Annotated in this window: 21 protein-coding genes, 1 riboswitch and 1 other annotated feature; of the genes, 1 reads left to right on the top strand and 20 read right to left on the bottom strand. The window is 32.4% G+C overall.

Translation table 11 applies throughout. The annotated features are described in order from the left end of the window. Positions 1–8 precede the first annotated feature (8 nt). The 3 genes from rsmH to G540_RS0106020 form a co-directional block, all read right to left on the bottom strand. A complete protein-coding gene (rsmH, locus tag G540_RS0106010; protein WP_027107367.1) occupies positions 9–959 on the bottom strand; it encodes a 16S rRNA (cytosine(1402)-N(4))-methyltransferase RsmH in 951 nt (316 codons plus the stop codon). 14 nt (positions 960–973) lie between these two features. Further along, on the bottom strand, positions 974–1,405 hold the full coding sequence (mraZ, locus tag G540_RS0106015; protein ID WP_027107368.1) for a division/cell wall cluster transcriptional repressor MraZ: 432 nt from the start codon (positions 1,403–1,405) through the stop codon (positions 974–976). 166 nt (positions 1,406–1,571) lie between these two features. Next, entirely contained in the window at positions 1,572–1,940 is a 369-nt protein-coding gene (locus G540_RS0106020; RefSeq protein WP_027107369.1) for a DUF3397 family protein, read from the bottom strand. Between the two features lie 214 nt (positions 1,941–2,154). Here G540_RS0106020 and G540_RS07360 point away from each other — a divergent pair, with 214 nt between their 5' ends. Beyond that, positions 2,155–2,274, top strand: coding sequence for a DUF4044 domain-containing protein (locus G540_RS07360; protein ID WP_027107370.1), 120 nt, complete (start codon positions 2,155–2,157; stop codon positions 2,272–2,274). Between the two features lie 40 nt (positions 2,275–2,314). Here G540_RS07360 and thiT read toward each other — a convergent pair whose 3' ends face one another. From thiT to G540_RS07540, 17 genes are all read right to left on the bottom strand, one after another. Beyond that, on the bottom strand, positions 2,315–2,878 hold the full coding sequence (gene thiT / locus G540_RS0106030) for an energy-coupled thiamine transporter ThiT (RefSeq protein WP_027107371.1): 564 nt from the start codon (positions 2,876–2,878) through the stop codon (positions 2,315–2,317). Between the two features lie 51 nt (positions 2,879–2,929). Then, positions 2,930–3,033, bottom strand: a riboswitch (TPP riboswitch). Positions 3,034–3,117: 84 nt separating this feature from the next. After that, positions 3,118–4,584 (bottom strand): cardiolipin synthase, encoded by a 1,467-nt coding sequence (gene cls / locus G540_RS0106035; protein ID WP_027107372.1) that lies wholly within the window; start codon positions 4,582–4,584, stop codon positions 3,118–3,120. A gap of 99 nt (positions 4,585–4,683) precedes the next feature. After that, positions 4,684–5,487 carry a septum site-determining protein MinD gene (minD, locus tag G540_RS0106040; RefSeq protein ID WP_027107373.1) on the bottom strand — a complete coding sequence of 268 codons (804 nt, stop codon included), beginning with the start codon at positions 5,485–5,487 and terminating at the stop codon, positions 4,684–4,686. Between the two features lies 1 nt (position 5,488). Beyond that, complete coding sequence (locus G540_RS0106045; protein WP_027107374.1) at positions 5,489–6,160, bottom strand: septum site-determining protein MinC; 672 nt, start codon at positions 6,158–6,160, stop codon at positions 5,489–5,491. A 15-nt stretch (positions 6,161–6,175) separates the two neighbouring features. Beyond that, positions 6,176–6,688 (bottom strand): rod shape-determining protein MreD, encoded by a 513-nt coding sequence (gene mreD / locus G540_RS0106050; protein WP_027107375.1) that lies wholly within the window; start codon positions 6,686–6,688, stop codon positions 6,176–6,178. A gap of 14 nt (positions 6,689–6,702) precedes the next feature. Next, entirely contained in the window at positions 6,703–7,554 is an 852-nt protein-coding gene (gene mreC, locus G540_RS0106055) for a rod shape-determining protein MreC (RefSeq protein WP_027107376.1), read from the bottom strand. 95 nt (positions 7,555–7,649) lie between these two features. After that, positions 7,650–8,654 carry a rod shape-determining protein gene (locus tag G540_RS0106060; protein ID WP_027107377.1) on the bottom strand — a complete coding sequence of 335 codons (1,005 nt, stop codon included), beginning with the start codon at positions 8,652–8,654 and terminating at the stop codon, positions 7,650–7,652. Between the two features lie 165 nt (positions 8,655–8,819). Further along, positions 8,820–9,035, bottom strand: a complete 216-nt coding sequence (locus G540_RS0106065; protein ID WP_027107378.1) for a cold-shock protein — start codon at positions 9,033–9,035, stop codon at positions 8,820–8,822. Positions 9,036–9,109: 74 nt separating this feature from the next. Then, complete coding sequence (locus G540_RS0106070) at positions 9,110–10,588, bottom strand: UDP-N-acetylmuramoyl-L-alanyl-D-glutamate--2,6-diaminopimelate ligase (protein WP_027107379.1); 1,479 nt, start codon at positions 10,586–10,588, stop codon at positions 9,110–9,112. A gap of 96 nt (positions 10,589–10,684) precedes the next feature. Then, positions 10,685–11,350, bottom strand: coding sequence for a JAB domain-containing protein (locus G540_RS0106075; RefSeq protein WP_027107380.1), 666 nt, complete (start codon positions 11,348–11,350; stop codon positions 10,685–10,687). A gap of 56 nt (positions 11,351–11,406) precedes the next feature. Beyond that, the gene (locus G540_RS0106080; RefSeq protein WP_027107381.1) at positions 11,407–12,063 is read right to left on the bottom strand and encodes an HAD family hydrolase; all 657 of its coding nucleotides are present in this window, start codon (positions 12,061–12,063) and stop codon (positions 11,407–11,409) included. Continuing rightward, on the bottom strand, positions 12,053–13,378 hold the full coding sequence (locus G540_RS0106085; RefSeq protein ID WP_027107382.1) for a bifunctional folylpolyglutamate synthase/dihydrofolate synthase: 1,326 nt from the start codon (positions 13,376–13,378) through the stop codon (positions 12,053–12,055). Before G540_RS0106085 ends, G540_RS0106080 begins: the two co-directional genes overlap by 11 nt. A 76-nt stretch (positions 13,379–13,454) precedes the next feature. Further along, positions 13,455–16,118: a valine--tRNA ligase gene (locus tag G540_RS0106090; protein WP_027107383.1), complete on the bottom strand. Its 2,664-nt coding sequence runs from the start codon at positions 16,116–16,118 to the stop codon at positions 13,455–13,457. 48 nt (positions 16,119–16,166) lie between these two features. Then, positions 16,167–16,380: a binding site (T-box leader), on the bottom strand. Positions 16,381–16,441: 61 nt separating this feature from the next. After that, positions 16,442–22,672: an NPCBM/NEW2 domain-containing protein gene (locus G540_RS0106095; protein ID WP_027107384.1), complete on the bottom strand. Its 6,231-nt coding sequence runs from the start codon at positions 22,670–22,672 to the stop codon at positions 16,442–16,444. 171 nt (positions 22,673–22,843) lie between these two features. Next, positions 22,844–24,061 carry a tRNA uracil 4-sulfurtransferase ThiI gene (gene thiI, locus G540_RS0106100; RefSeq protein ID WP_027107385.1) on the bottom strand — a complete coding sequence of 406 codons (1,218 nt, stop codon included), beginning with the start codon at positions 24,059–24,061 and terminating at the stop codon, positions 22,844–22,846. 30 nt (positions 24,062–24,091) lie between these two features. Then, a complete protein-coding gene (locus G540_RS0106105; protein ID WP_027107386.1) occupies positions 24,092–25,240 on the bottom strand; it encodes a cysteine desulfurase family protein in 1,149 nt (382 codons plus the stop codon). 167 nt (positions 25,241–25,407) lie between these two features. Beyond that, positions 25,408–25,542: a hypothetical protein gene (locus tag G540_RS07540; protein ID WP_268888561.1), complete on the bottom strand. Its 135-nt coding sequence runs from the start codon at positions 25,540–25,542 to the stop codon at positions 25,408–25,410. Positions 25,543–25,559: the final 17 nt, after the last annotated feature.

Here is a 25,559-nt window from a genome sequence, read left to right on the forward strand (position 1 = left end):
CTTTATTTTTATTCCATAATCCGTTCAATAACTCTTAATTTTGCGGAATGAGCTCGACGATTATGTTCGATTTCTTCTTCAGTCGGAAGAATTGGTTTTTTAGTAATAACTTTATATTTAGGTTTCATTTCTTCAGGAATAATTGGTAATCCTGGTGGTAAATCTGGTAAGCTAGCACGTTCTTTGAACATGTTTTTCACAATTCGATCTTCTAATGATTGAAATGTAATTACGCTAATTCGACCACCAACATTTAATAAATCTAATGCTTGTTCTAAAGATGTTTCTAATGCTCCTAACTCATCATTAACAGCAATTCTAATTGCTTGAAAGACTTTCTTAGCTGGATGTCCACCTTTACGTCGTGCTTTAGCAGGAATACCGGCTTTGATTAATTCAACTAATTGACCAGTTGTTTCAATTGGTTCAATTTCTCGTTGTCGTTCAATTTGACGTGCAATTGATTTAGCAAATTTTTCATCCGCATATCGGAAGAAAATACGCACTAAATCAGCATATGACCATTCATTTACAATGATTTTCGCTGTTAATGTTTGACTTTGATCCATGCGCATATCTAATGGCGCATCATATCGATAACTAAATCCACGATCACTAACATCAAACTGTGGCGAAGATACTCCGAGATCATAAACAATCCCATCAACGTGATCAACACCTTCTTGCGCTAATTCTTCAGTAATATTACGAAAATTACTCTTAATAAAACTAACTTTATTCTCGGCTAATTCTTCAGCTAAATTCTTTAAATTATAATCAATAGCTGTTTGATCTTGATCAAACGAATACAAATGACCATTTTCACTTAACTTACTTGCAAGCAATTTCGAATGGCCTCCGCCACCTAAAGTACAATCTACATATGTACCATCTGGTTTAATATTTAAATTATCAATTGCTTCTTCAAGCAAAACTGTTATATGTGAAAATTCTGTCATTATGCCACCCTTTTTTATAAATCAAAATCAATCATTTTTTCTGCAATTTCATCAAAGTTTTCTTCAGCACTTTCCGCAAATGCATCCCAACGTTCTTGTGACCAAATTTCAATTCGATCAGATACACCGACAACTACACTTTTTTTCGTTAATTGTGCATGTTCTCGTAATGCTTTTGGAATGTTAATCCGTCCTTGCTTATCAAGTTCACATTCAATTGCTGCTGAATAGAAAAATCTGACAAAGGCCCGTGCATCTTTTTTAGTTAATGGCAATTTTTTCAGCTTAGCTTCCAAAACTTGCCATTCATCCATAGGGTAACCAAATAAACACCCGTCCATCCCACGTGTTACGACGAACGTTGTACCTAATTCTTCTCTAAATTTGGCTGGTATAATCATCCGACCTTTACTGTCGATCGTATGACGATATTCTCCCATGAACATAATTTGCACCACCTTATCTACTAGTACAAATAAAGTTTACCACAATCAACCACTTCGCACCACTATTCCCCCTTATTTCTCCACTTTTTCATAAAAAAAAGAAGTTAGATGATCTCTAACTTCTGAAAACGCTTTATTTTTATGTTTTTTGCTCCAAATAATACAATTAGATCACTTGAACAACTTGATAAACTAACAAAACAAAATAAATAATAATGACAATTAAATCTAAAATTCGCCAATAAACAATAAAAAATCGTTTATAGCGAAATTCTTCATGTAAATATTGGATTATCGCTAAAACAATCCCAAAAAATCCCATCCCAAAAACAATAAAAGGAATCAAAGATAATTTGAATAATCCAACTGAAATAAAATGAATTGCTATTAAAATCGGAATTGTTAAAAAATCTAATTTTTTCAAATGTGTCTTTTTAAAAAAATTCGGAACATACTTTTTGAAAATTCTTAATATAATGGCTAATACAATTATTAGTCCCAACTGTATATACCATTGTAAGAACAGATCTCCCATGAACTTTACACACTCCACTTTTTATTCCATTTAATTAAACGAACGATTTTTTAAATTCTAACACTAATGATATAGTGTAAAATCATTATTTTCAATCTTTTTAAACCATTATCTTCCTACTCATATCGTTAGTAATCGGTTGACAATTGATAGGCTAACATCTTACACTAAATAATAATGATTAATCACTACATTTTTATTAAGGATGAATATTATGGCGAGAAAGAAAAAGCAAAAAACAACATTTCAAAAAATCACATTAGTTTTCGTTTGGATTATGTTGATTTTTACACTAAGTTCTATTATTTTATCAGCAGTCTCAGCATTTATGTAATAAAAAAGTGTTGCCGGAATTTTCCAGCAACACTTTTCTTTTACGCTAATTTCGGTTCTAATAAATGACCTGATTTTTTCGCAATCGCAAAAATAATAATTGTACTAATAATGAAGTTAACCACAAAACTACCACCATTAACTACTAAAGAATATAAAATTGGTCCTAAGCCCCATTGAGCATATGATCCCCAAAATACAACTCCAGCATAAAAGTGAACTAAATATTTAGCGAACGTTCCAATAAAAACAGCTCCCATAACAGTTAAAAATATTGAACCTGTTTTACCACTATCAATAGCCATTTTACATTTAACAGCCATCACACCAGCTAATCCTGTAACCATATTAGCTAATGGATATTCTAAGAAACCTTGGAACAATGTTAAAATATAAGCACGACCCATTAAAATTGGAATAATCCCCCACAAAAGGCCCGCAAACAGCCCAGCTTTTAACCCACGTCGTAAACTATAAATAACAATCGGAATAATCCCTAAAGAAATATCAAACCATTCTACCGATGGAACTACAGCTGATAAAATTGCAGCAATTGCAGCCATTAACGTTCCTTCCAACAATACCTTCAACTTCTCATTCTTCATAAAAAAATCCTCCTTTGTTTTTATAAATTCCTTATAAACACAAAAGAAGATCACTAAGTTTTTACACCAATCCCTACGCTCGTACTAACGAACAGGTTCAAAGGGTCTGAATTTACATTCACTCTCAGCCAATTATGGCTCCCCCTGTGTTTATTCAGTTTTTATAACAACATCATTTTAACTCTCTTGAACTTTTTTAGCAAGCTATATTTAAATATTTTGTTATAGAGTTGTCGTTTTTATAAAATAGGTGATAATAAACGTGAAAAATACTGTTTGAATTTCAACCAACTAGACTGTTTTTCAAAATATTGTGGTGTTAGTTTTTGACTATGAAGCATATCTTGATGGAATATTTCACTTAATTCATGAGCTATTTCTTGATCATACATAAAAGCATTCGCTTCAAAATTCAGTTTAAAACTCCGAAAATCCACATTAGCTGATCCAACGGATGAAATTTGTTCATCAATAACAATCATTTTGGCATGTAAAAAGCCATTTTCATATTGATAAATTTCAACACCTTTATCTAATAATTGCTTAGCGTAATATTGCGTTGCCCGATAAACAAATGGATGGTCCGGTATCGCAGGAATCATAATTTTCACTTTTACACCTGATAAAGCAGCAATACTCAATGCTTCCATAACAGAATCATCAGGAATTAAATAAGGCGTTTGAATATATAAATAATCATTGGCTGTATTAATTAATTTTAAATAACCTAATTTAATAGCTTCTGTATCACTATCCGGTCCAGAAGAAACAATTTGAATATTAGTTTTGCCATCACCTTGAAATAAAGGAAACAATTGTTCTTGATAATCAAGCTCATCACGAATTTTAGAATTTTTAATTGTTGCATTCCAATCCATAATAAAACGCGATTGCATGGCAATAACTGCATTACCTTTAATCTTCAAATGAGTATCACGCCAATAACCAAACTTCTTAAACCGACCTAAATATTGATCACCAACATTAAAACCACCGATATATCCAATTTGACCATCAATAATTACCATTTTACGGTGATCACGATAATTTAAGCGTAAACTATGCATTATAGCTTTCTTACTACCAAAAAACGGTTCAGCTTCTCCACCATTTGCTTCTAAAACATCAAAGAAATGACGACTCATCCCACGTGAACCTAAATTATCATAAATAATCCGCACTTTAACACCTTTTTTACTAATCTCTTCTAAAACACGTAATAATTCGTTTCCAATTTGATCATCAAAAAAAGAATAATATTCTAAATGAACATGATGTTGAGCTTGTTTAATATCTGAGATTAATTGTGCAAATTTAGCTTTTCCATCAGTAAAAACTGCAACTTCATTATCTTTAGTTAAAATAGCTTGATCAGTTTCTAAAAACAAATGCACCGTTTCACGCGCTTCTTCATGTAATTTATCTGCAGGAGGTAACAATCTTTTTTGCTGCCATTGCATTTTTTGGACTGCAACTAATTGATTAATCCCTACGTGTTCTTGTTCTTTCAAATCAAAAATCTTTTCTGCTGAAATTTTCTTCCCTACAAATAAATAAAAAATAAATCCTACACCTGGTAACATTAATAAAACTAACAACCAAGCCCATGTCGCTGCAATATCACGACTATCTTTAAAAATCGTAATAATAGCAGCGAGAGTATTGAATAGTATAATTCCTAATACAATTAACGAAAAAAGATGCATTTTATTAACTCACCTCAAATCTTTTGAATTTAATTAAAAAATAAACCTTACAAAATTTGAGTTCAAACTGAATGCGCAAATTTCATAAGATTTAATTTTTTATTTTTTAAACCAACTTGCAAGTTTTCCAAAGAAACCTTGTTCTTTTTGTTGTTTAATTGTCATCAAAGGAATTGTTTCTCCTTCTAAACGACGAGCAATATTCCGATAGCCTTGCGCAACAATATTATTTTCATCCATGACAATTGGTTCTCCTGTATTTAAAGAACGAATAACTGAATCATCATCGAAAATAATCCCTAAAAGTTTAATAGATAAATGACGTGTAACTTCATCAACATCCATAATTTGACCATCATTCATCATATGACGACGAATCCGACTAATAATCAACATTGGTGGTTGTTCTAAGTTTTGTTGTTCCAATAAACCTACCACCCGATCAGCGTCACGCACAGATGGAATTTCTGGTGTAGTAATCACAATTGCTTGATCAGCACCAGCAACTGCATTCGCAAAACCTTGTTCAATTCCGGCTGGACAATCTAATAACACATAATCAAATTCATCTTTTAATTGATCAACAATCTCTTTAACTTCATCAGGTTCCAACGCTGATTTATCAGTATTTTGAGCTGCTGGAATTAAAAACAATTTATCATTGAAACGTTTATCTTTAATCATAGCTTGATGTAATCTAGCACGCCCTTGTGCCACATCAACAATATCATAAATAATTCGGTTGTCTAAACCTAAAATAACATCCAAGTTACGCAAACCAATATCTAAATCGACTAAACAGACTTTTTTATCTGCTAATGCTAAAGCTGTTCCGAGATTGGCTGTGGTTGTTGATTTACCAACCCCACCTTTTCCAGAAGTAATTACTATTGCTTTTCCCATTTTAGAAGCCTCCTGTTTTCAAAAATAATTTTGGTCGTAAATTTTTTAATTTATCTAAAGTTGTATATTCTAAACTATGTAAATCATTTACATAAACTAAAGCTTTTAACAATCTTTCTTGATCCTCTTCTTCAACAATATTAACAACATCACCTACACGTAATTGTTGAGCTTGAGAAACATCACCCACAATAATAGCTTGGGAATCATCATTAAATCCTGCATGAATAATACCAGATACTTCACCTAAAACAAAGATACTCCCTGTAGCTTGTAAAGTAGCACCTTGATGTAAATTACCTAAAAATAAAACATCACCGTTTACTTTTTCAACTTGTCCATTTCGAATAACTTTACCATTAATATGAATATTACGACTTTCCATAATATTTAAAGCATCTTCAATTTTAATAACATCAGCTGTAATTCTGTGTATTGACAGTCTAGGATAATTAGAAACTTGTTTTTCGATAGCTTGTTTCTCATCTAAAGACAAAATCCGATCCCCTGTATCAATATCAAAAACAACTTTCTTATCAATATCATGTTTAATATCAGCTTGTAATTTAGCAAATAATTCTTCTAATTCAACTAAAATATCAGCAAAACTTGCTGCTGTATCTAATGTAATCTTATAACCTTCTTTGTACCCTTTTAACGTAACAAATTGCATTAAGTTGCACTCTCCTTACTGAACATCTTCAAACAAACGTTCTAATGGATAATATAAAAGAACAAACCATAATAAATTATACACTAAAGTTGGCCCTAAAGTCCTACTAATAAACTCAGTTACTGAAACAGATGTGAAGCCAATTAAACTATTCACCCAATAAAATAAAATCGTCACAACTGTAATATCAATTAAATATACTAATAAAACAACAATAAATGATCGATTCAAAAACTGCATAATTTCTCGTGTTAAATACACAATTAAGGGGAAGATTAAAATAAAAATACCCATCACACCCAGATAATAAATATCAAAAATAGCCCCAACAAAACCAGACCATAAAAGTATATGTTCTACTTCACTATAACAGACAGCCATAATTAACCACAATAACACTAAGCGACTTTCAATCGCAATAAATGGTGTGAAAAAATATTGATCAAAAGCTAATGTTAACGATCCATCTAAAAAAAGTGCCAAAAATAAACCAATTGGAAATAGATATTTCATTTTAATAAATTTCATAATCCATCACCATCTTAGTCCTTTCGCAATGCAACCGTTACAACACTTAAATCATTTGTAGCTGCAGCTGGTTTAATATAAATTTTCGTTGGAAGTCCGGCCTCATTATTGCTGATGTCGGTTACTTCTCCCACAAACAAACCTTTAGGGATACTACCACCCATACCTGATGTAATAACATGAGCTTTATTTTTAATTTTTAATTTAGATGTAATTTGTCCCATAATCAAACGGTTACTATCAATATCATAACCTGTAATCAACCCATTAATTACATCCCCATTTTCACTTAACACTTGCACAGAAAAACGATCAGTTTCTTCGTTTTTGGTTGTAATTAATTCCACTTTACTATTAGTTTTATTAACTTCAACAACTCGACCAACTAATCCTTTCCGTGATAAAACAGCAGAATTTTTAGTCACTCCAGCTAAAGATCCTTTACTAATAATAATTTGATTTTGCCATGTTGATGGTGTTCGTGAAATAACATAAGCAGTCACTTTATTATAAGTTGTCAAACTGCGATTTAATTTCAATTGTTCTTTTAATTGTTGATTTTCTTTATGCAATGTTTGATTTTCAACTTTTTCAGCCGCAATTTGATCCACTTGTGCTTTTAATTTTTGGTTTTCTTGATAAGCATTAATTAAATCAATTACAGAACTATTTGCTTTCTTAATACCAGCAATCGGAAATTCAACTACTCGATTCACAATTCCTGCAGCTTCGTTACCGATTTGTTGTACAAAAGTCGGTGTATTCCGTTTATCACGAACTGATATGGAAAAAGCAATTAATAAAAAGCTCACAATTAAACTAATTAAAATAATGACTAACTTTTTATTTAATAGGTACTTTTTCATATTATCCTCCTAAAAACACTAAAAGTCGTATCAGTTAAAGAAGCTAGAAATATTTTTCTAACTTGCTTAATCCGATACGACCTCTAACGTCAGATTTATTTCTTCTTCATAACGTCAATGCTCTTCAAAGATTCTCCGGTCCCAATAGCAACACAATCTAATGGGTCAGAAGCAACAAAAACTGGAACTTTAGTAGCATCAGAAATAACTTCTGGTAAGTGACGCAATTGAGCTCCACCACCAGTTAAAACAATCCCATGATCAATTACATCGGCTGCAATTTCTGGAGATGTTTCTTCTAAAGTTTCTTTAATAGCTGTAATAATTTCATCGACAACTTCTTGAATAGCTTCAGCAACTGCTTCTGCTGGAATTTCAATTGTTTTTGGTAACCCAGTTACCAAATCACGTCCGCGAATTGTTTGGCTATCTAATTCTTTAGCAAGTGTTGTTGAAGCTGAAGCAACATCAATTTTCAATTGTTCAGCTGTACGTTCACCGATTAACAAATTATAATTTTGACGAACATAGTAAATAATACATTCATCTAATTTATCACCAGCCATACTAATTGAACGACTGGAAACAATCCCGCCTAAAGAAATTGTTGCAACATCTGTTGTACCACCACCGATATCAACAACCATACTACCTGTTGGATCCATAACTGGTAAACCTGCACCAATTGCAGATGCGAAAGGTTCTTCAATTACATAAGCATCGCGTGCACCAGCAACACGAGTAGCATCGATTACAGCACGTTTTTCAACTTCAGTTACTCCACTTGGTACACAAACCATTACATATGGTTTACTTCCTTTACCACCTAAAGCTTTTTGAATATAATATTTCATCATGGCAACTGTTGTATCATAATCAGCAATTACCCCATTTTTCATTGGACGAATAGCAACGATACTTGCAGGCGTCCGACCAATCATATCACGCGCTTCTGAACCAACAGAAACGATTTCACCTGTTTTTGTATTTTTAGCAACAACGGATGGTTCGCTTAACACGATTCCTTTACCTTCAGCATATACAATTGTATTAGCTGTTCCTAAGTCAATACCAATATTTTTTGCTCTCATTCCGAACACTCTGATTCATCCCTTCACATATCATAAACTTAATTTAATAAGTATAATTCATAATAATTAATTATAGCACATTTACTCTTTATAGTTACTAATAAATTGCCTATTTTATAGCATAACTGATTGTTATATAATTTGGCTTTTTTTAACTATTTCTTATAAATATCTTTAATTTTCTGGTGTAATAACTTCAACATTAATTGCTTGCATTCCACGTGGACCTTCAATGGCAATATAACGTACTTTTTGACCTTCTTCTAATGTTTTAAATCCCTCTGTTTTAATACCAGTAAAATGAACAAAAATTTCTTCACTACCATCATTTGGTTTAATAAAACCAAAACCTTTATCTTTATTAAAGATATTAACAATTCCTTCTAACATAATTTTCTCCTTTATTAAATAAGTTTAAGGTGTCTTTTAAACTCTAAATCTTAAAAGACACCTAAATCAATTTATTATTTTTCTTTTTTTACTCTTTCAGCAGCTTTAATAACTTCCGCTCTTTCATCATAAAACACATGTTTACCATCGATTACTTGGTATTTTTCATGACCTTTACCAGCAATCACCACCATATCACCTGGTTGAGCTAATTTCATCGCTTCATACATTGCTTCTGAACGATCAGCTATTTTTAAAACTTTACATTTAGAATCAACAAAAGATTCCGCAATTTCATCAATAATAATTTGTGGATCTTCACGATCAGGATTATCAGCTGTTAAGACCGCTACATCACAGTATTTAGCTGCCACATCGCCCAATTCTTTACGTCGAATAATCGCCCGATTACCAATTGAACCAAACACACAAATTAAATGTTTAGGATGATAGTCTAATAATGTAGTTAAAACATTTTCTAAACTAATTCCATTATGTGCAAAATCAATCACAACAGTAACATCATCTAAAACAGGTAATACTTCAACCCGTCCATCAATCGTTACTCTACTTAATGTTTTTAAAATTTCATCCTTAGGAACACCTAAATATTGAGTTGTAGCAAGAACAGCCAAAGCATTTAAAACGCTAAATTCACCTGGTGTACTAATATGAGTTTGCGTCTTTTCACCTTTGTGATCATAAGTAAACGCCACACCTAAATGCCAGCCATCTCGAGTTAACTGAATATCATGTGCTTGATAATCGCTCGCATGATGCACCGAATACGTCGTTGTAGGACACGTTGCATGTTCTATCATATATTCCGCATATTCATCATCTGCATTAATAATGCCATATTTACATAAATTAAATAAACGACTCTTGCAATCACGATAATGTTCAAACGTTGGATGTTCCCGTGGACCAATATGATCTAAAGATAAATTAGTAAAAATACCAATATCAAAATCAATATCATCAACACGATTCATCATCAATCCACCAGATGAAACTTCCATCGCTACTGCTGTGACACCAGCATCTAACATAGCACGCATCGTTTTATTTAATTCATAACTTTCTGGTGTTGTATTAATTGTTTCAATTTCTTGATCATTGTAAAAAATCCCCATCGTCCCAATAACACCAGCATTAATCCCTACACCACAAAGAACTTTTTTAATATAATTAGCTACTGTTGTCTTTCCTTTAGTACCAGTAACACCAACCACGGTCATCTCTTTAGATGGATGCCCGAAAAAGTTAGCTGACATTTTAGATAACGCTTGGCGCGTATCACTTACAAGTACCACAGTTGTATCAGTAGGTAAATCTTGTAGCTCTTGTTCCAAAATAAAAATTCGACAACCTCGTTCATAGGCGTCTAAAACATAATCATCACCATTTAAATCAATTCCATGAATGGATAAAAATAAAGTTTCTGGTTGTGCTTTACGCGAATCATAAATAATATCATTAACATCTAATTGTAAATCTTTTTCATTATTAATTTCATAATCTAAACCTAAAAGAAGTTGAGATAATTCCATAAAATCCACCTCATCACTCGTTTTTAATCTCCAATGCAGATTTGCATCTCTTCGAATTATCATTATAACACTTCTTGATTTTAATTTTAACAAACTTTATCGTAAGATTTGTTCTTCACGCATACTAAAATAAGAATGATCCCCAACTATAATATGATCCAATAAATTAATCCCGATTAATTCTCCTACTTTAGACATTCGTTGCGTAAAATCTAGATCATGTTGTGAAGGTGTGACAATTCCACTAGGATGATTGTGCACTAAAATAAACCTTGCTGCTGAATAATACAAAGCACATTGACAAATTTCGCGTGGATGAACAGTAGCTTGATTTAAAGTTCCTTTAAACAGCTCTGCTTGATGAATGATTTGATTTTTAGTATCTAAAAACACTCCATATAAAACTTCTTGTTTTAAACAGCCGATTTTAGCAACCATCACTTCACCTATCTTTTTACTAGAACAAACTTGCCCCAAGACTAAGTCAGGTCTTTTAAAAATTCTACGTACAAACTCACACATCACTTGAAATTGCATAATATCAGTCTCTTTATCCAAAAAGAGTTGATTTTCTAGCGTACTTAATTTTTGTAATTGGCGTAAATCGCTATATTGCCGCCAAAATAACTGTGCTTTCAATTGGGCTATCTCAACTGGATACCATTGATTTAAAATATATAATAAAATTTCATGATCATTTAAAACTTCTACTCCAAATGTTTTCATTTTATTTTCTAATCGTTGAATATCATTATTTCGCATATAAAAAAACTCCCTTCATCTTTAAATAAGCATTTTCAGGAGTTTTTTCGTTTTTATTATTTAGAAATATATTTTTGAACCGCATGCAAGTCATCACACACTGTAAAATCTAAATCTGCAAATTCTGCAGATGGTTGAATTAAATCGGGTACCATCACCACTGGAATACCCGCGTTATTAGCTGCTTTAATACCATTAATTGAATCTTCAATTACTAAAGTTGTTTCTTTCGCAGGTGCACCACCTTTTTCCCAGGCTGCTAAGAAGATATCTGGTGCTGGTTTAGTAGCCACTACATCTTCTGCACTTAAAATATCTAAAAATCCATCACGAACTTGCAATGAATCTAAGTAATAATAAATATCTTTTTTATCATTACTAGAAGCAACTACATAAGGAATATTATTATCTTTTAAATAAGAACTTAATTCCAAGAATCCAGGTTTTAAATCTAATTCACCAGCATCGACAATCGGATGAATATGTTTAAAACTCAATTCCATAAACTTCTCAATTAATTCATAACTACCATAATCTTTAGCCATTTCATTCATCATAACTGATGTTCCAGCACCAATAAAACGTTGATAATATTCTAAAGTATAATTTTCCATCCCTAATTTTTTAGCTGCAATTTGATTCGCTTTAAAATACATTTGTTCCGAATCAATCACAACTCCATCCATATCAAAAATAACTAAATTAATTTCCATTCTCATTCTCTCCTTGTTCTTTAAAATAAGCTCTAACTTCTGATACAAAATATAATGAACCAGTAAAAACTAATAAATCATCAGCATTCATCGTTTGAAGAGCTGCTAACAAAGCTGTTTGCCAAGTTTCATAAGCTTGTGAATTTTTTATTTTACGACTTAATTCTATCGGATCGCTAACTAAACGCGGCCCGTCAAAATTAGTGATCATCACATGATGTTTCGGATTTTGCGCGAGTGCACACAAACTTTGTAAATTATCTTTGTCAGCTAAAACTGCACAAATTAAATACACTTCTTTTTGAGCAAATTTATGCTCTAACAATGCTTGCAAACTAGTTAACCCCGCTTCGTTATGTGCGCCATCTACCACTATTAATGGATCTGCATTCAACATTTCAAAGCGACCGGGCCACTGTGCTTTAGCTAAACCTTGCTTAATTATTTTCTTAGTTTCACTCGTAATTTGTGGAAATAAAGTTAAATAAGCTTGAATAGCAACAGCTGCATTTTTAACCTGATGTTCCCCTAATAAACCAATTTGTAAATCATGAATATTAACTTTTTGATTAGAAAAATTAAATTTTTCACCCCACAGATTACTTGTTTGTTGTAATTCAATGCCAAAATCATCACGATAAAACAATGGCTGAGCTTTCATTTTTTGAGCTTGTTGTATAATAACCTGCTTAACATCAGAAGTAACATCACCAACAATAACCGGTACTTGTTCCTTAATAATTCCAACTTTTTGCTGAGCAATTTCAGTTAAAGTCCCACCAAGTAAATTTTGATGATCATAAGCAACATTCGTGATAATTGAAAGAATAGGATGAATCACATTCGTTGAATCATATGTACCACCAATTCCAACTTCTACTAAAAGATAATCAATATCTTTTTTAGCAAAATATAAAAACATCACAGCTGTTACAATTTCAAATTCCGTTGGTCCACCACCTGTTAACGCTAAATCTTGATCCAATTGTTGAACAATCGGTTGGATTTTTTGTACAAGGGTTACCAACTCATCATCCGGTATCATTACATTATTATATTGAATCCGATCATTAAATCGTACTAAATAAGGTGAAGTAAACGTTCCGACGTTATAACCTTGTTCTTGTAAAGTAGTACTTAAATATGTCAACGTTGACCCTTTTCCATTGGTACCCGTAATATGAATCATCGCTAAATGTTTATCAGGACGTCCTAATAAGTCTAAAAAAAGATTCATGCGAGCTAAAGTTGGTGCTTTTTTGAACTTATGTCGTCCATGAATAAATTCAAGTGCTTGCTGATAATTTGTAATCATTATTAACCGTCCTTTCCATTCAAAATTAATGATATAAAAAAAGAGATGGCTTTTCAACCATCTCTCAAAACAAGATTTATTTAATTTCTTTTTGTAATGCATTAATTCGTTCTTCAGTGGCAGCTAATTTAGCTTGATAATCAACTAATTTAGCTTTTTCTTGAGCAACAACAGCTTCTGGGGCATTTGCCACAAAACGTTCATTACCTAATTTCTTTTCACAACGAGTTACTTCACCTTGAAGTTTAGCAACTTCTTTTTCTAAACGAGCTACTTCATCATTTAAATCGATTAAATCAGCTAAAGGTAAATAAACTTCTGCACCTGTAATAACAGCAGTCATAGCTAAAGTTGGCGCTACCACATCAAACCCAATTTCCAAATGTTTTGGATGACAGAATTTTTCAATATATTCTTCATTACTTTCAAAAACAGCTTTTGTTGTTTCAGATGTAGTTTTAACTAAAATATCAATAGCAGATGACATTGGTGCATTAACTTCAGCGCGAACATTACGAACTGCTTTAATTAATTCAATTAAGTTATTCATTTGTTGTTCAGCTTCTGGATTAAAGTCTGCTTCATTCACAACTGGATATTTGGCAGTTACCAAAGTATCACCTTCATGTGGCATTGTTAACCAAATTTGTTCAGTTACAAATGGCATGATTGGGTGTAATAATCGTAAAATTTGATCTAATACATAACACAAAATGTTTTGTGTATTACGTTTAAGTTTTTCATCAGTACTATTCAAATCAGCTTTCGCCATTTCAATATACCAATCACAAAAATCATTCCAAATAAAGTTATACAATGCTCGTCCAGCTTCACCAAATTCAAACTTATCAAAATTACGTGTTACATCCGCAATTGTATTGTTTAAACGACTAATAATCCATTGATCAGCTAATTGCCATTCTGATTTAGCTGGTAATTCTGGTTTTGTATCATCATCTAAGTTCATAATTACAAAACGACTAGCATTCCAAATCTTATTAATAAAGTTCCAAGCAGCATCCATCTTAGTATATGAAAAACGAACATCTTGTCCTGGAGCAGAACCATTAGATAAGAACCAACGCAATGAATCAGCACCATATTTGTCAATAACATCCATTGGATCAATACCATTGCCTAATGATTTACTCATTTTACGACCTTGTTCATCACGAATTAAACCATGAATTAAAACATCATTAAATGGACGTTCTCCTGTAAATTCTAAACTTTGGAAAATCATTCTGGAAACCCAGAAAAAGATAATATCATAACCTGTTACCAATGTATTAGTTGGGAAATAACGTTTAAAGTCAGCAGCATCTTCATTTGGCCAACCCATTGTTGAAAATGGCCATAAAGCACTTGAGAACCATGTATCTAATACGTCAGAATCTTGTTCCCAATTTTCCAAATCAGCCGGTGCTTCTTCACCTACGTAAATTTCACCAGTTTCTTTATGATACCAAGCTGGGATTTGATGTCCCCACCATAATTGACGTGAAATAACCCAATCATGTACATTTTCCATCCATTGTGTAAATGTATTTTCAAAACGTTCCGGTACAAAGTTAACACGATCATCAGTTTTTTGATTTTCTAAAGCAGCTTGTGCTAAAGGTTTCATTTTTACAAACCATTGTGTAGATAAACGTGCTTCAACTGGGACACCAGTTCTTTCAGAGTGACCAACACTATGCACAAGTGGTTCAATCTTTAACATATAGCCTTGTTCTTCTAAATCTTTCACAATAGCTTTACGTGCTACAAAACGATCCATACCTTCGTATTTACCTGCACGTGCATTCATTGTTGCATCTTCATTCATAGTATTGATTCGTTCTAAATCATGACGATTACCAACTTCAAAATCGTTAGGGTCATGAGCTGGTGTAATCTTAACCATACCAGTTCCGAATTCAATATCCACATAATCATCAGCAATAATTGGTAAACGTCGGCCATTTAAAGGTAAAATAACGTCTTTACCAATCAAATCTTGATATCGTTCATCTTTAGGATTAACAGCTACTGCCACATCACCTAACATTGTTTCTGGACGTGTTGTTGCAATTTCAATATAATCTTTACCATCATATGTGACACCATCAGCAAATGGATATTTTACATGATAGAATGCACCTTGATCATCTTGGTGAATAACTTCAATATCAGATAATGCTGTTTTAGCTTTGGGATCCCAGTTAATGATATATTCACCACGATAAATTAAGCCTTTTTCATATAAGTTTACGAAAACTTTTTTAACAGCTTGTGATAAACCATCATCTAATGTGAATCTTTCACGATCATAATCTAAAGATAAACCTAATTTAGCCCATTGTTGATGGATAATATCAGCATATTCATCTTTCCATTCCCAAACTTTATTGATAAATGCTTCACGACCTAAATCATAACGTGAAATTCCATCTTCAGCTAAACGAGCTTCAACTTTTGCTTGAGTTGCAATACCAGCATGGTCCATACCTGGTAACCATAATGTATCGAATCCTTGCATCCGTTTTTGACGAATAATAATATCTTGTAATGTTGTATCCCAAGCATGACCTAAGTGTAATTTACCAGTCACGTTTGGTGGTGGAATTACGATTGAATATGGTTCAGCTTTTTGATCGCCACTAGGACGAAATACTTTTTGATCTAACCAAGCTTGATAACGTCCTGGTTCAACTTGACTTGGATCATATTTAGTTGACATTTTAATTTCTTTTGTCATTGTCTAAATTCCTTTCTTTTTCCAAATAAAAAGGCACTGTCGCTCATATAATAGGACGACAGTGCCGTGGTACCACCTAAATTGGGTTTTTTACCCCTCTTTAAATATCTTTTTAACGAATGATAATCCGGTTATTTTTACTCCAATTTCAAAATAACAGTTCCCAAGCTACAATTTCAATCTTGCTCGAGGTTTTTTCCAGCTACCAAACCTTCTCTGAACGAGCATTTGTAATTAAAATATTCTTGTTCTTAACTTTTTATTTATAATAAATAAATTTTATCGTTGAATCATTAAGGTGTCAAGGTTGAAATCAAATCTTATTAGTCTTCTTTAGATCGAATTTTCTTATATCCAAAAAATGCCAAAAGTAAACTTAACCCAACTAAAACTCCACCTAAAATTCGCGATGTTACTCGTTCTCCATCAAGCGGCAGTTGACCATGATGTTTATGGTCAGTTTCTCCGTGCTTTTCAGTAGCTTCTTGGTGGTGTTCTTTATTTTGAACTACAGACTTGTCTTTCACAGCTCCATGTCGATCATGTGATACTTCACTACCAATTAGTATATGCTCATTGGTTAATTGCTCTGAAACCGAGTTTTGACTGTGTTCGCTATTTTTTTGATCAGTCGTTGGGCTTGAACCATTTGGTTGATTTTGAACATGATCTGTCGGTGTTAAAATAGTTGAATCTGTTGTTTGATCTTTGGTTGGCTTGTTATGATTTGAATCTGTTGGCTGCTGCGGGTTTGTTGTTTGCGCTAAATTAGCTTGAGCTTGCGCTTTAGCTTGTTCCAAAATTAAATTAGTATCACAGCCTACTTCACAATCAATTAAATCATTAATATATTTTGTTTTTTCTTCATCTGTTAATCCATTTAATTTTTCTATAATCGCTGTTGCCTGTTTCACATTTTCTTCATGACGTTTTTTCTGAGCCGCTTGTTGTTTAGCGATTTGATTCTTTTGAGCTTGCTTTTTAGCATCAGTAACTAATTGCTTAATTTGACTTATCGTTGTAGTTTGAGCTAATTCTTTTTGATAATGCATTTGTTGTTGCTCTGTCAAATCAGTTAATTGTTTAATTTGATCTTGCGCTAAACGAATTCGTGCTTGTTGTGCTTTAGCTTGTGCAATTTTATCAGCAGACTCTTGTTGATTCTTTTGTGCTTGTTTTTTAGCATCTTGCAAAATATTGTCCACTAAACTGCTTGATTGTGCATTTTGAACTTGTTTAATATAAGTTGTTTGTTCAGCGGTAGTCAAATCCACCATTTGTTTAATTGTTTTAATAGCTTCCGTTTGAGCTAACTTCAAAGCAGCTTTTTGAGCTTCTTCTGCAGTTGCTTTTTGATTAGCTTGCACGATTTGCTCAACTTTATTTTGAGCTTGCTTAAGTTTTGTTTGCAACTGATCCGTTGTTAACCCTAAATTCAAAGCTACTTTTAACTCATTAGCAACATCTTTTAATTGCGTTGCATATGGTTCTTTAACTTTGGTTTGTTGTTGGGAAACTTTTGTTAATTCAGCTTGAACTTCTTGAGCAACTTTTTGATACGCTGCTTTTTTAGCTTGCTGTTGTTCTTTTTCAACTTGTCTTTGTTGTAATTTCACTAAATCTTGTTGAATTCTTTGAACATGTTGTTTTAAATCACGTAAATTATAATTTTGTAAATTTTTTGCTGTATGAGCTAAAGCTTGAAATTCAGCTAAATCTCCACCTGTTAATTTAGCAACATCGATTTTTTGTAAATCTTGATTTAACTCTCTTAATAAGGCATCTTTTTGCGCTTGTTCATCCGTTTTATGCAATTGCGCTTTATTTTGAGCTTGTGTATAAAGTTGTTTAATATCATCTACATTATCACTCTTTTGAATATTGTCTAAATATTCATTTTGCTCTGTAATACTTAACCCTTTTAACGCTCTCACTTTTAGACTAAACATTTGTTTAGCATCTTGTAATTGCGCATATTCTGTTTGTTTATGATTTTGTTTAATTTTAGCAATTTTATTTAACAACATTTGCATATGTTGGGCTAATCGATCAGCTTCAATTAAAGGTTTTACGTCTTTTGTAATTTGTTTTAAATGTTGTTGTCCCGCGACTAACAAAGCTTCATCAGCAAGACGAACATTATCCACTGTCAGATGATCTATTTTTTCAAAATAAATTTTTTCTAGTTGAATTTTTTGATTTAAATCACTATTATCTTGTAAAATTTTACCTAATTCAGCTATCAAAGCCACTGACGCTTGCGCTTTATGCTGCTTAGTAGATTGTGCTTTATTTAACAAACTTTGTAATGCTGGTTTAAATTGAGCTAAAGTTGTTTTTTCTTTTTGTGCCGCTTTAATTTTGGCAATGACTTGAGTTAATTGTTTTTGTCCTTCAGGTTTTAATTTAGCTTGAATTTCAGCTAATTTATTTCTTTCTGCAACCAAATAACTTTGACTAACTTGATCAAGTCGCCGGAATTGATCTTCAGCTTTATCTAACTGTTTTTGATCTGCTGGTACAATTTGATCTAACGGTTTTAACAATAACGTTTTAAAGCGTTCTTTAAATTGATCAGCCCGGAATTTTTCGTCTTTTTGCAATGCAATCTGATACTCTAATGACGCTTTAGCTTTCATTAAATCAAGCACACCTTGATCATATACAGCTTTAGTTGGTGTCTTCGTTTGTAACACAACACGTGCTTTCGTTAAACTTTGTTGCCAAATTGCTTGATATGTTGGCGTTTTCGCAAAACTCTGTTCTTCATTTTGGATTGCTTGCACTAATTTTTCTCGAGCTTGTTTGACAGCTAACTCTGCAAGCACTGCTTTAACTTTATCCAATTGAGTTTGTTCAGCTACTAATAACTTTTGAACTTGCTTTGGTAAATAAACATAATCATTTTGTGCATTATTAACTAAATGTTGGTATTCACTCTGATTATCTGGATTAATTTTACTTAAATCAACGTTTAAAACTCGTTGATTTGCTTGTTTGTATTGTTCTGCTTCTTTTATAAATTCAGCTTGTTGATTATCTAAATAATCAATTAAACGTTTTAAATGAATTTGTTCTTGAACTAAACCAGCTTGCGCAGCATCAGATAATGCAAAACTATTATAATATGCTTCATTCAAATTATTATAATCCCGCTCTTGAACTGTTTTTTCTGTTAAAGATATCATCTTTTTAAATGTTTGTTTAAAGACTTGGGCTTGAACCCCCACTAAATATTCATTTTGTTTAGTTAGTAAATTCACCTTCAAATAAGCAAATTTTTGTTGATCTGCTGCAGATAACTTAGCAAACGCAGCTAAACCTGCTTTGATTTGCGTAGCTATATCTTTAGTAATTGGTAAAATTTGTGGCTGAAAAACCGTTTGATATTGCTGCATAAATTCAGCAAAGGCTGGACTTGTTTGGATTATACTATGTTCCATTTGATCTAAAATGACTTGATTACGTAATGTATCTAACTGAATTTTAAACTGTACAATATTCTTTTCTGATAATACCTTCTTTTGTTGTTCAGCTCGTATTGCTTGAGTTAAAGATTGTAATTTGGCTTTAATATCAGCATTATTAGTTAAATCACTCACCACTGAAACATTAGGGATTAAAGCTTTAAGTTGGGCTTGTAAATCTTTTTGAGCTGCTTGCGTAATCTGTTGAGCACGTTCATTTTTTTCTGCTTGTGCTGCTTGCTTAGTAATTTCAAAACTAATTTCTGCTGCAGAACCAAAATTGTTCACACCATGATTGATTTCTAATTTTAAATATTGTGTTGGTGCTAAATCAGTTGGTAATTGAATTGCTCGTCTTTGTTTACGATTAGCATGTGTATACGTGAAATGACCACTTAAAACTTTAGTGAAATGTTGGCCATCTTGACTAGTATAAATTGTATAATCTTCAATATTCCCGTTTGTTCCGCTATCCTGTCTTGGTGTATACCAAATTGTTTGGACTGGATATTTGTGATTAAACTGAAATGTTAATGCTGGTGTATGATCTCCACGATTCCAAACAGTATGCCAAATAGTGTTAGAATCTCCATCTAAAACATTTTTAGCACTTTGATCTGTATCATTTTGTTGAGAAGTCCAATGAAGTAAATTAATATTGTCTCGATAAATATTACGATAAAGTTCTTTATTTGGTGTAAATTGTAATGTTTTAACATCACCACCCAATGTAGTCCCAGTATTTTGGTATCGCACTAACACTGTTTTTTCTCCAGATAAATCAGCGGGCACACTCCCTGCTAGCCAACTCTTACCTTGATCTAATGAATATTCCATATCTGGTTTCAAACCAATAATTTGGTTAGCTTGATCATCAACATGTACACTATCTGGAATGTTTTTTTGTGTAAATTTAATTTGTAATGCTTCTGTCATTCCTTTCAGCCGCAATAAAATACCATTTTTAGCTGTAATTTTAGCTACATCTGATGTTAATAACATTTGGTTTTCATCTGTAATCGGAATATAACTAATTCCACCATCTAATGAATACTCTGTATCGGTTTTAGAGCCCATTAAGCGATTCTTATTCGGACCGTTTAAACTAAATGATCCCAACATTGTCATAAATTCTTGAGCTTGTTTTTGATACTCTTCTTCTTGAAAAACATCTTTTGCATATGGATCTGACATTTGTTGAACCATTTGCGAATACTTCACCGCCACATCAAAAACCAACCGCCGATTTTCCGCCCCTTTTAAATGATTCATCACTGGTTTTAATAAATCTAGCATTGGTTTCGGGAAATTACGGAAATTTTGAATAATACGAATTGCTAAATCATGATACATTTGCGGATTAGCTTGAGCTTGTTGTTCCAATTCACTCAATTTATCTCGATAAATAGGGACAAATAGTGGTTCTAACTCTAAAATTTTTTCTGCTAGAGCTGTTTTAATTTGATAATCGGTTGTTTGTTGATAGATTCCATAATATTCTTTCGCTAAATAATAATTTTGAGGATTTTGTCGAGCAGCAAAGTCCAATAAATTATAAGTATTATTAAAACCTTGAGAACCTTGAGCTAAAGTCGTGGCTGTCCCACCTTGAGTCCGCCCCCAAGAAGAAATATTATTGTTGCGAGACCAATTACCATCATCTTTCATATAAGTGACTGCCGCATGTCCTGGTTGCCCTACTAAGTTAGCTGGTACACCAAAAGCACGTAAAACACTTTCATCAAATTTGGAAATTGAACCACAAACACCACCTAATTCAATCACTTTAGCTAAACTAGGATTTTCCCCATAATAATTTGGTCTTTGAACATCATCACCATACTTATTAAATGGATTATAAGCAATGTATTTATAAACAATATTAGATAATTGACTATTGCTTGTTAGTAGTTCTGGATGTTCTTTTTGAACTTTAGCTCGAATCCATAATAAATCTTCATCACTTAAGCGTGCAGAAACAACATTCCGCATTAAATCAACATCCAACGTTTTAAAAATTGGACGTAATTGTCCTGGTGTATTATTTAAATCACGATAAATTTCATACCGACGAACAGCATCAGATTTTGCATTAGCATTAATCCATAAACTAATATCATCATTGGCATATTCTAAAGCAACTGCCATTGCTATTTTTTGATTCATTGGATTAGTTTTTGCACTAGCATCTTTTGTAACAATACGTTGTAATTGGTTTAAAAATCCAATTTTATTATTACCACGTGGGTCTAATCCATGATTATAATAATCTAACATTGTTTCATTATTTAATAGCCATTCTAAAAAATGATGATTCTTTTCATTTTCTGTTAAAAAAGTAAATAAATTAACCTTACCTAAATCTTTAATGAATTCAGCTTGTGCTTGTGTTAAGCGATAATTACCATTTTTCAAAGCTCCAAAACTAAATTTTGGTTCTTGAACATTTAATTGGCTTAAATCATATCCTGATAAATCTTGTTGATAAAATTCAGCTCCCGCCAACATCGAATGATCTTGACTAGCGCTTCCCACCGTATCAATCATAACTTTTAATTCTTTTTTGCCAGTCACATTTAATTTAATATGTTTAGTATTATTCCGGTTAACATGCCCGCTTGTATAAACTAGATCATTATCTAAATATAATTTAAATTCAACCGTCCCGTTTTGATGGTCATCAACACCTAAATACGTTTCAAAAACATTAACATTTTTTGGTATTTGATAAATTAATTTAGCATCAGCGTGAGCCGTGATACCTTTTTTAAAGATTTTGTCTTTCCCATTAACTTTCAATTCAATTGGTTTTCCAGATAAATTAGTATCTTTTTTCAAAGAACTCCAACCAACATGTACAAATCTAGGTGTTAGATTACTTAAATATACTTCATTTTTCACACTTGGTTGTACTTTTAACGTTTGGACTTCATCCATGGTTTGGCTTAACATTGTTATCGGTTTCTTATTGTTAATATCAGTTGTATTATCAGCTAAAACGACACTTGTTTTAGCACCTAACACTAATAAATTCATACCTAAAATAAAAGAAAATTGATTTTGTAACTTTCTCTTGTCTAATTTCATTCTCAGACTCCGTTCTTAAAAAAACTTTTATGCTTTATATAATTTTGATATATTCTAAATATACCCTATAAAGCTATCAAACTGCAATCAAAACGCGATTTATAAAAACAACAAAAAAAGTAATTAGAAAAATATTTCTTCTAATTACTTTTAAAATATAATATTTATTTTTTATAATAACCCAGCAAATTCATCTTTCTTTTCATTCAAGAATTCATCATTTACTTGTACACGTGTGACTTTCACACCGGCCAAAGCCCGCTCCATTAATCCTTCCACATCTAAACGTGATTCATAATGTCTTGCTTTATCAAGTTTTGGTCTTGTTTTTGGTGCAGGTGGTGCAAAAATTGTACAACAATCTTCGAATGGCATAATTGATAATTCAAAAGTATCAATCTTCTTAGCGATATCAATAATTTCATTCTTATCTAATGACAATACTGGTCGTAAAACTGGCATCGTTGTCACATCATTAATAGCAACCATACTTTCTAATGTTTGTGAAGCAACTTGACCTAAAGCTTCACCATTAAAAATAGCCAATGCATTTCTCTTTTCAGCTAAAGCCACAGATAAACGTAGCATAAAGCGACGTTGAATTGTCATTAAATAACCTTCAGGTACATTTTCTTTAATTGTTTCTTGAATTTCAGTAAATGGAACTTCTAAAAATTGAATACTTCCAGCATATGGAGTTAACTTAGCTGTTAATTCTTTAGCCTTATTTAAAGCTTTTTCACTTGTATATGGAGGACTAAAGAAGTGTACCATTTCGATCTCTACACCACGTTTCATTGCCATATAACCAGCAACTGGTGAATCAATACCACCAGATAACATTAACATTCCTTTACCTGCAGTCCCCACTGGTAATCCACCAGCACCATCGATTTTTCCAAATGATAAATAAATACCATTCAAACGAACTTCTACACGTAATAACAAATCAGGATTTTTCATTTTAACTTTAATTCCAGGTACTGTTTCTAAAATGTGTCCACCTAACATATCGTTCATTTCGTTTGTATCATAAGCATAATTATGATCAGAACGACGAGTATTAATTTTAAATGTCATCCCTGGTTCGTAATATTCAGCCACCATTTTAGTAGCCATTTCTTTAACAGCTTCAATGTCTCGCTCTACTCGAATAGATGGTGAAAAGTTTTGAATACCAAAAACTTGACTCAAGCGATCCATCACAGCTTGTGCATCTTCTCCATTTAATTTAATATGCATCCGATCACGTTGAGCTTTAATTTCTAAATTTTTAAATTGATGTAAACTTTGACGAACATTATGTCCTAAACGATCGATAAAGTTACGACGGTTCTTACCTTTAGTTGAAAGTTCGCCATAACGAACCATAATTTCTGTATATTGCATTATTAATTCCTTTCATTGTACCTAATTCTTTTATGAATTTATTTTCTTAAATTGTTCATATAATTCATCAAAAACATCAATAAATACTTCTGCTTCTTGTAACGTATTATGTTCGTCCAAACTGACACGAACAGCTGAAGTTGCGATAGCTTCCGGTACTCCCATAGCTTTTAACGTGCCTGCAGCTATATTCTTCTTTGATGAGCACGCACTAGTAGTCGAGATATAAATATCATGATTTTCAAAAGCATGCACGATTGTTTCGCCCCGCACTCCTTGAATAGCAAAGCATAAAATATGAGATGCATAATTTGATGTTATATCTGAAAAAATAGTAACTTTACTCTTATTTTTTAAATGTTGATAAATTTTTTCTTTAATAACTTGTTGTTGCTCCACTTTACTTTGTTCTTGATCTAAAATAATTCTCAATGCTTTAGCTAAAGATACATCTGCTGCAACATGTTCTGTTCCACTGCGATAATTTTTTTCTTGACCGCCACCACTTAAAAGCGGTGCTAATTTCCGACCTTTTTTCAAATAAATAAATCCACTACCACGTGGAGCGTGAAATTTATGACCCGAAAAAGTTAAAATATCAATTCTTTCATGTTGTAAAACAGCAGCTAAGCCTTTACCAATAGCTTGCACAGCATCAACGTGAAAATGAACTTTAGGATAAGCTTGTAAAATGTCACCAATTTCACGAATTGGTTGAATACTTCCAATCTCGTTATTAACTGCCATAACGGAAACAAGAATAGTATCAGGTCGCAGGGCTTTTTCTACATCAGCAACTTGGACAAAGCCTGCTTCATTCACTGGTAAATATGTTACTTCATAACCCATTTTTTCTAGTTGTTTTAATGAATTTAAAACAGCTGGATGTTCAATTTCGGTTGAAATAATATGTTTACCATAATTTTGCTTTTCAATCGCTGTTCCTTTCACAGCCCAATTATCGCCTTCTGTTCCCCCGCTTGTAAAATAAATCTCATCACTATTAACTTTCATTAAATCAGCAATTTGTTGTCGTGCTTGTTCTAATAAGTTAAAAGCTGTTTCTCCTAACTTATGTAACGAAGAAGGATTTCCCCAAATTTTCTGACTAACAATTTGATAAGATTCTAAGACTGTGGGATCTATCTGTGTTGTAGCACTATTATCAAAATAAATCATTCGTTTCCCTGAACCTTTCCTAGCCTATTGAATGGCAATTTTTACAATTCACTATACCGAGTTTCCCCTGATAAATCAATACTTTTTTCTAGCTACCAACTCAAAAAGAAAGGTAAGGCAGCTTTTGAACTACCTTACCTTTACATGTTAAATCAGCTAACAACAGCTTAATCTTCTTTCTTATGTTGTTTATGCTTTAAAACACGAATTGCAATTGTTAATCCAAATGTTGCAATCATAAATGCAATCCGAATGATATCTAATACTAAGACGGCTACTTGTGAAGCTGTTTTCTTTTGCATATCACTAACCTCCTCTG

The sequence above is a fragment of the Ligilactobacillus ceti DSM 22408 genome (genome assembly GCF_000423245.1).
Taxonomy (GTDB): domain Bacteria; phylum Bacillota; class Bacilli; order Lactobacillales; family Lactobacillaceae; genus Ligilactobacillus; species Ligilactobacillus ceti.

What these genes read in the sequence shown, in the direction of transcription:
- G540_RS07360 (WP_027107370.1), top strand. Translation starts at nt 2,155, where the DNA reads ATGGCGAGAAAGAAAAAGCAAAAAACAACATTTCAAAAAATCACATTA.
- rsmH (WP_027107367.1), bottom strand. Translation starts at nt 959, where the DNA reads ATGACAGAATTTTCACATATAACAGTTTTGCTTGAAGAAGCAATTGAT.
- G540_RS0106085 (WP_027107382.1), bottom strand. Translation starts at nt 13,378, where the DNA reads ATGATTACAAATTATCAGCAAGCACTTGAATTTATTCATGGACGACAT.
- G540_RS0106070 (WP_027107379.1), bottom strand. Translation starts at nt 10,588, where the DNA reads ATGGAATTATCTCAACTTCTTTTAGGTTTAGATTATGAAATTAATAAT.
- G540_RS0106090 (WP_027107383.1), bottom strand. Translation starts at nt 16,118, where the DNA reads ATGACAAAAGAAATTAAAATGTCAACTAAATATGATCCAAGTCAAGTT.
- G540_RS0106080 (WP_027107381.1), bottom strand. Translation starts at nt 12,063, where the DNA reads ATGGAAATTAATTTAGTTATTTTTGATATGGATGGAGTTGTGATTGAT.
- thiI (WP_027107385.1), bottom strand. Translation starts at nt 24,061, where the DNA reads ATGCAATATACAGAAATTATGGTTCGTTATGGCGAACTTTCAACTAAA.
- G540_RS0106105 (WP_027107386.1), bottom strand. Translation starts at nt 25,240, where the DNA reads ATGATTTATTTTGATAATAGTGCTACAACACAGATAGATCCCACAGTC.
- mreC (WP_027107376.1), bottom strand. Translation starts at nt 7,554, where the DNA reads ATGAAAAAGTACCTATTAAATAAAAAGTTAGTCATTATTTTAATTAGT.
- G540_RS0106065 (WP_027107378.1), bottom strand. Translation starts at nt 9,035, where the DNA reads ATGTTAGAAGGAATTGTTAATATCTTTAATAAAGATAAAGGTTTTGGT.
- G540_RS07540 (WP_268888561.1), bottom strand. Translation starts at nt 25,542, where the DNA reads ATGCAAAAGAAAACAGCTTCACAAGTAGCCGTCTTAGTATTAGATATC.
- G540_RS0106020 (WP_027107369.1), bottom strand. Translation starts at nt 1,940, where the DNA reads ATGGGAGATCTGTTCTTACAATGGTATATACAGTTGGGACTAATAATT.
- mraZ (WP_027107368.1), bottom strand. Translation starts at nt 1,405, where the DNA reads ATGTTCATGGGAGAATATCGTCATACGATCGACAGTAAAGGTCGGATG.
- cls (WP_027107372.1), bottom strand. Translation starts at nt 4,584, where the DNA reads ATGCATCTTTTTTCGTTAATTGTATTAGGAATTATACTATTCAATACT.
- minD (WP_027107373.1), bottom strand. Translation starts at nt 5,487, where the DNA reads ATGGGAAAAGCAATAGTAATTACTTCTGGAAAAGGTGGGGTTGGTAAA.
- thiT (WP_027107371.1), bottom strand. Translation starts at nt 2,878, where the DNA reads ATGAAGAATGAGAAGTTGAAGGTATTGTTGGAAGGAACGTTAATGGCT.
- G540_RS0106095 (WP_027107384.1), bottom strand. Translation starts at nt 22,672, where the DNA reads ATGAAATTAGACAAGAGAAAGTTACAAAATCAATTTTCTTTTATTTTA.
- G540_RS0106075 (WP_027107380.1), bottom strand. Translation starts at nt 11,350, where the DNA reads ATGCGAAATAATGATATTCAACGATTAGAAAATAAAATGAAAACATTT.
- mreD (WP_027107375.1), bottom strand. Translation starts at nt 6,688, where the DNA reads ATGAAATTTATTAAAATGAAATATCTATTTCCAATTGGTTTATTTTTG.
- G540_RS0106045 (WP_027107374.1), bottom strand. Translation starts at nt 6,160, where the DNA reads ATGCAATTTGTTACGTTAAAAGGGTACAAAGAAGGTTATAAGATTACA.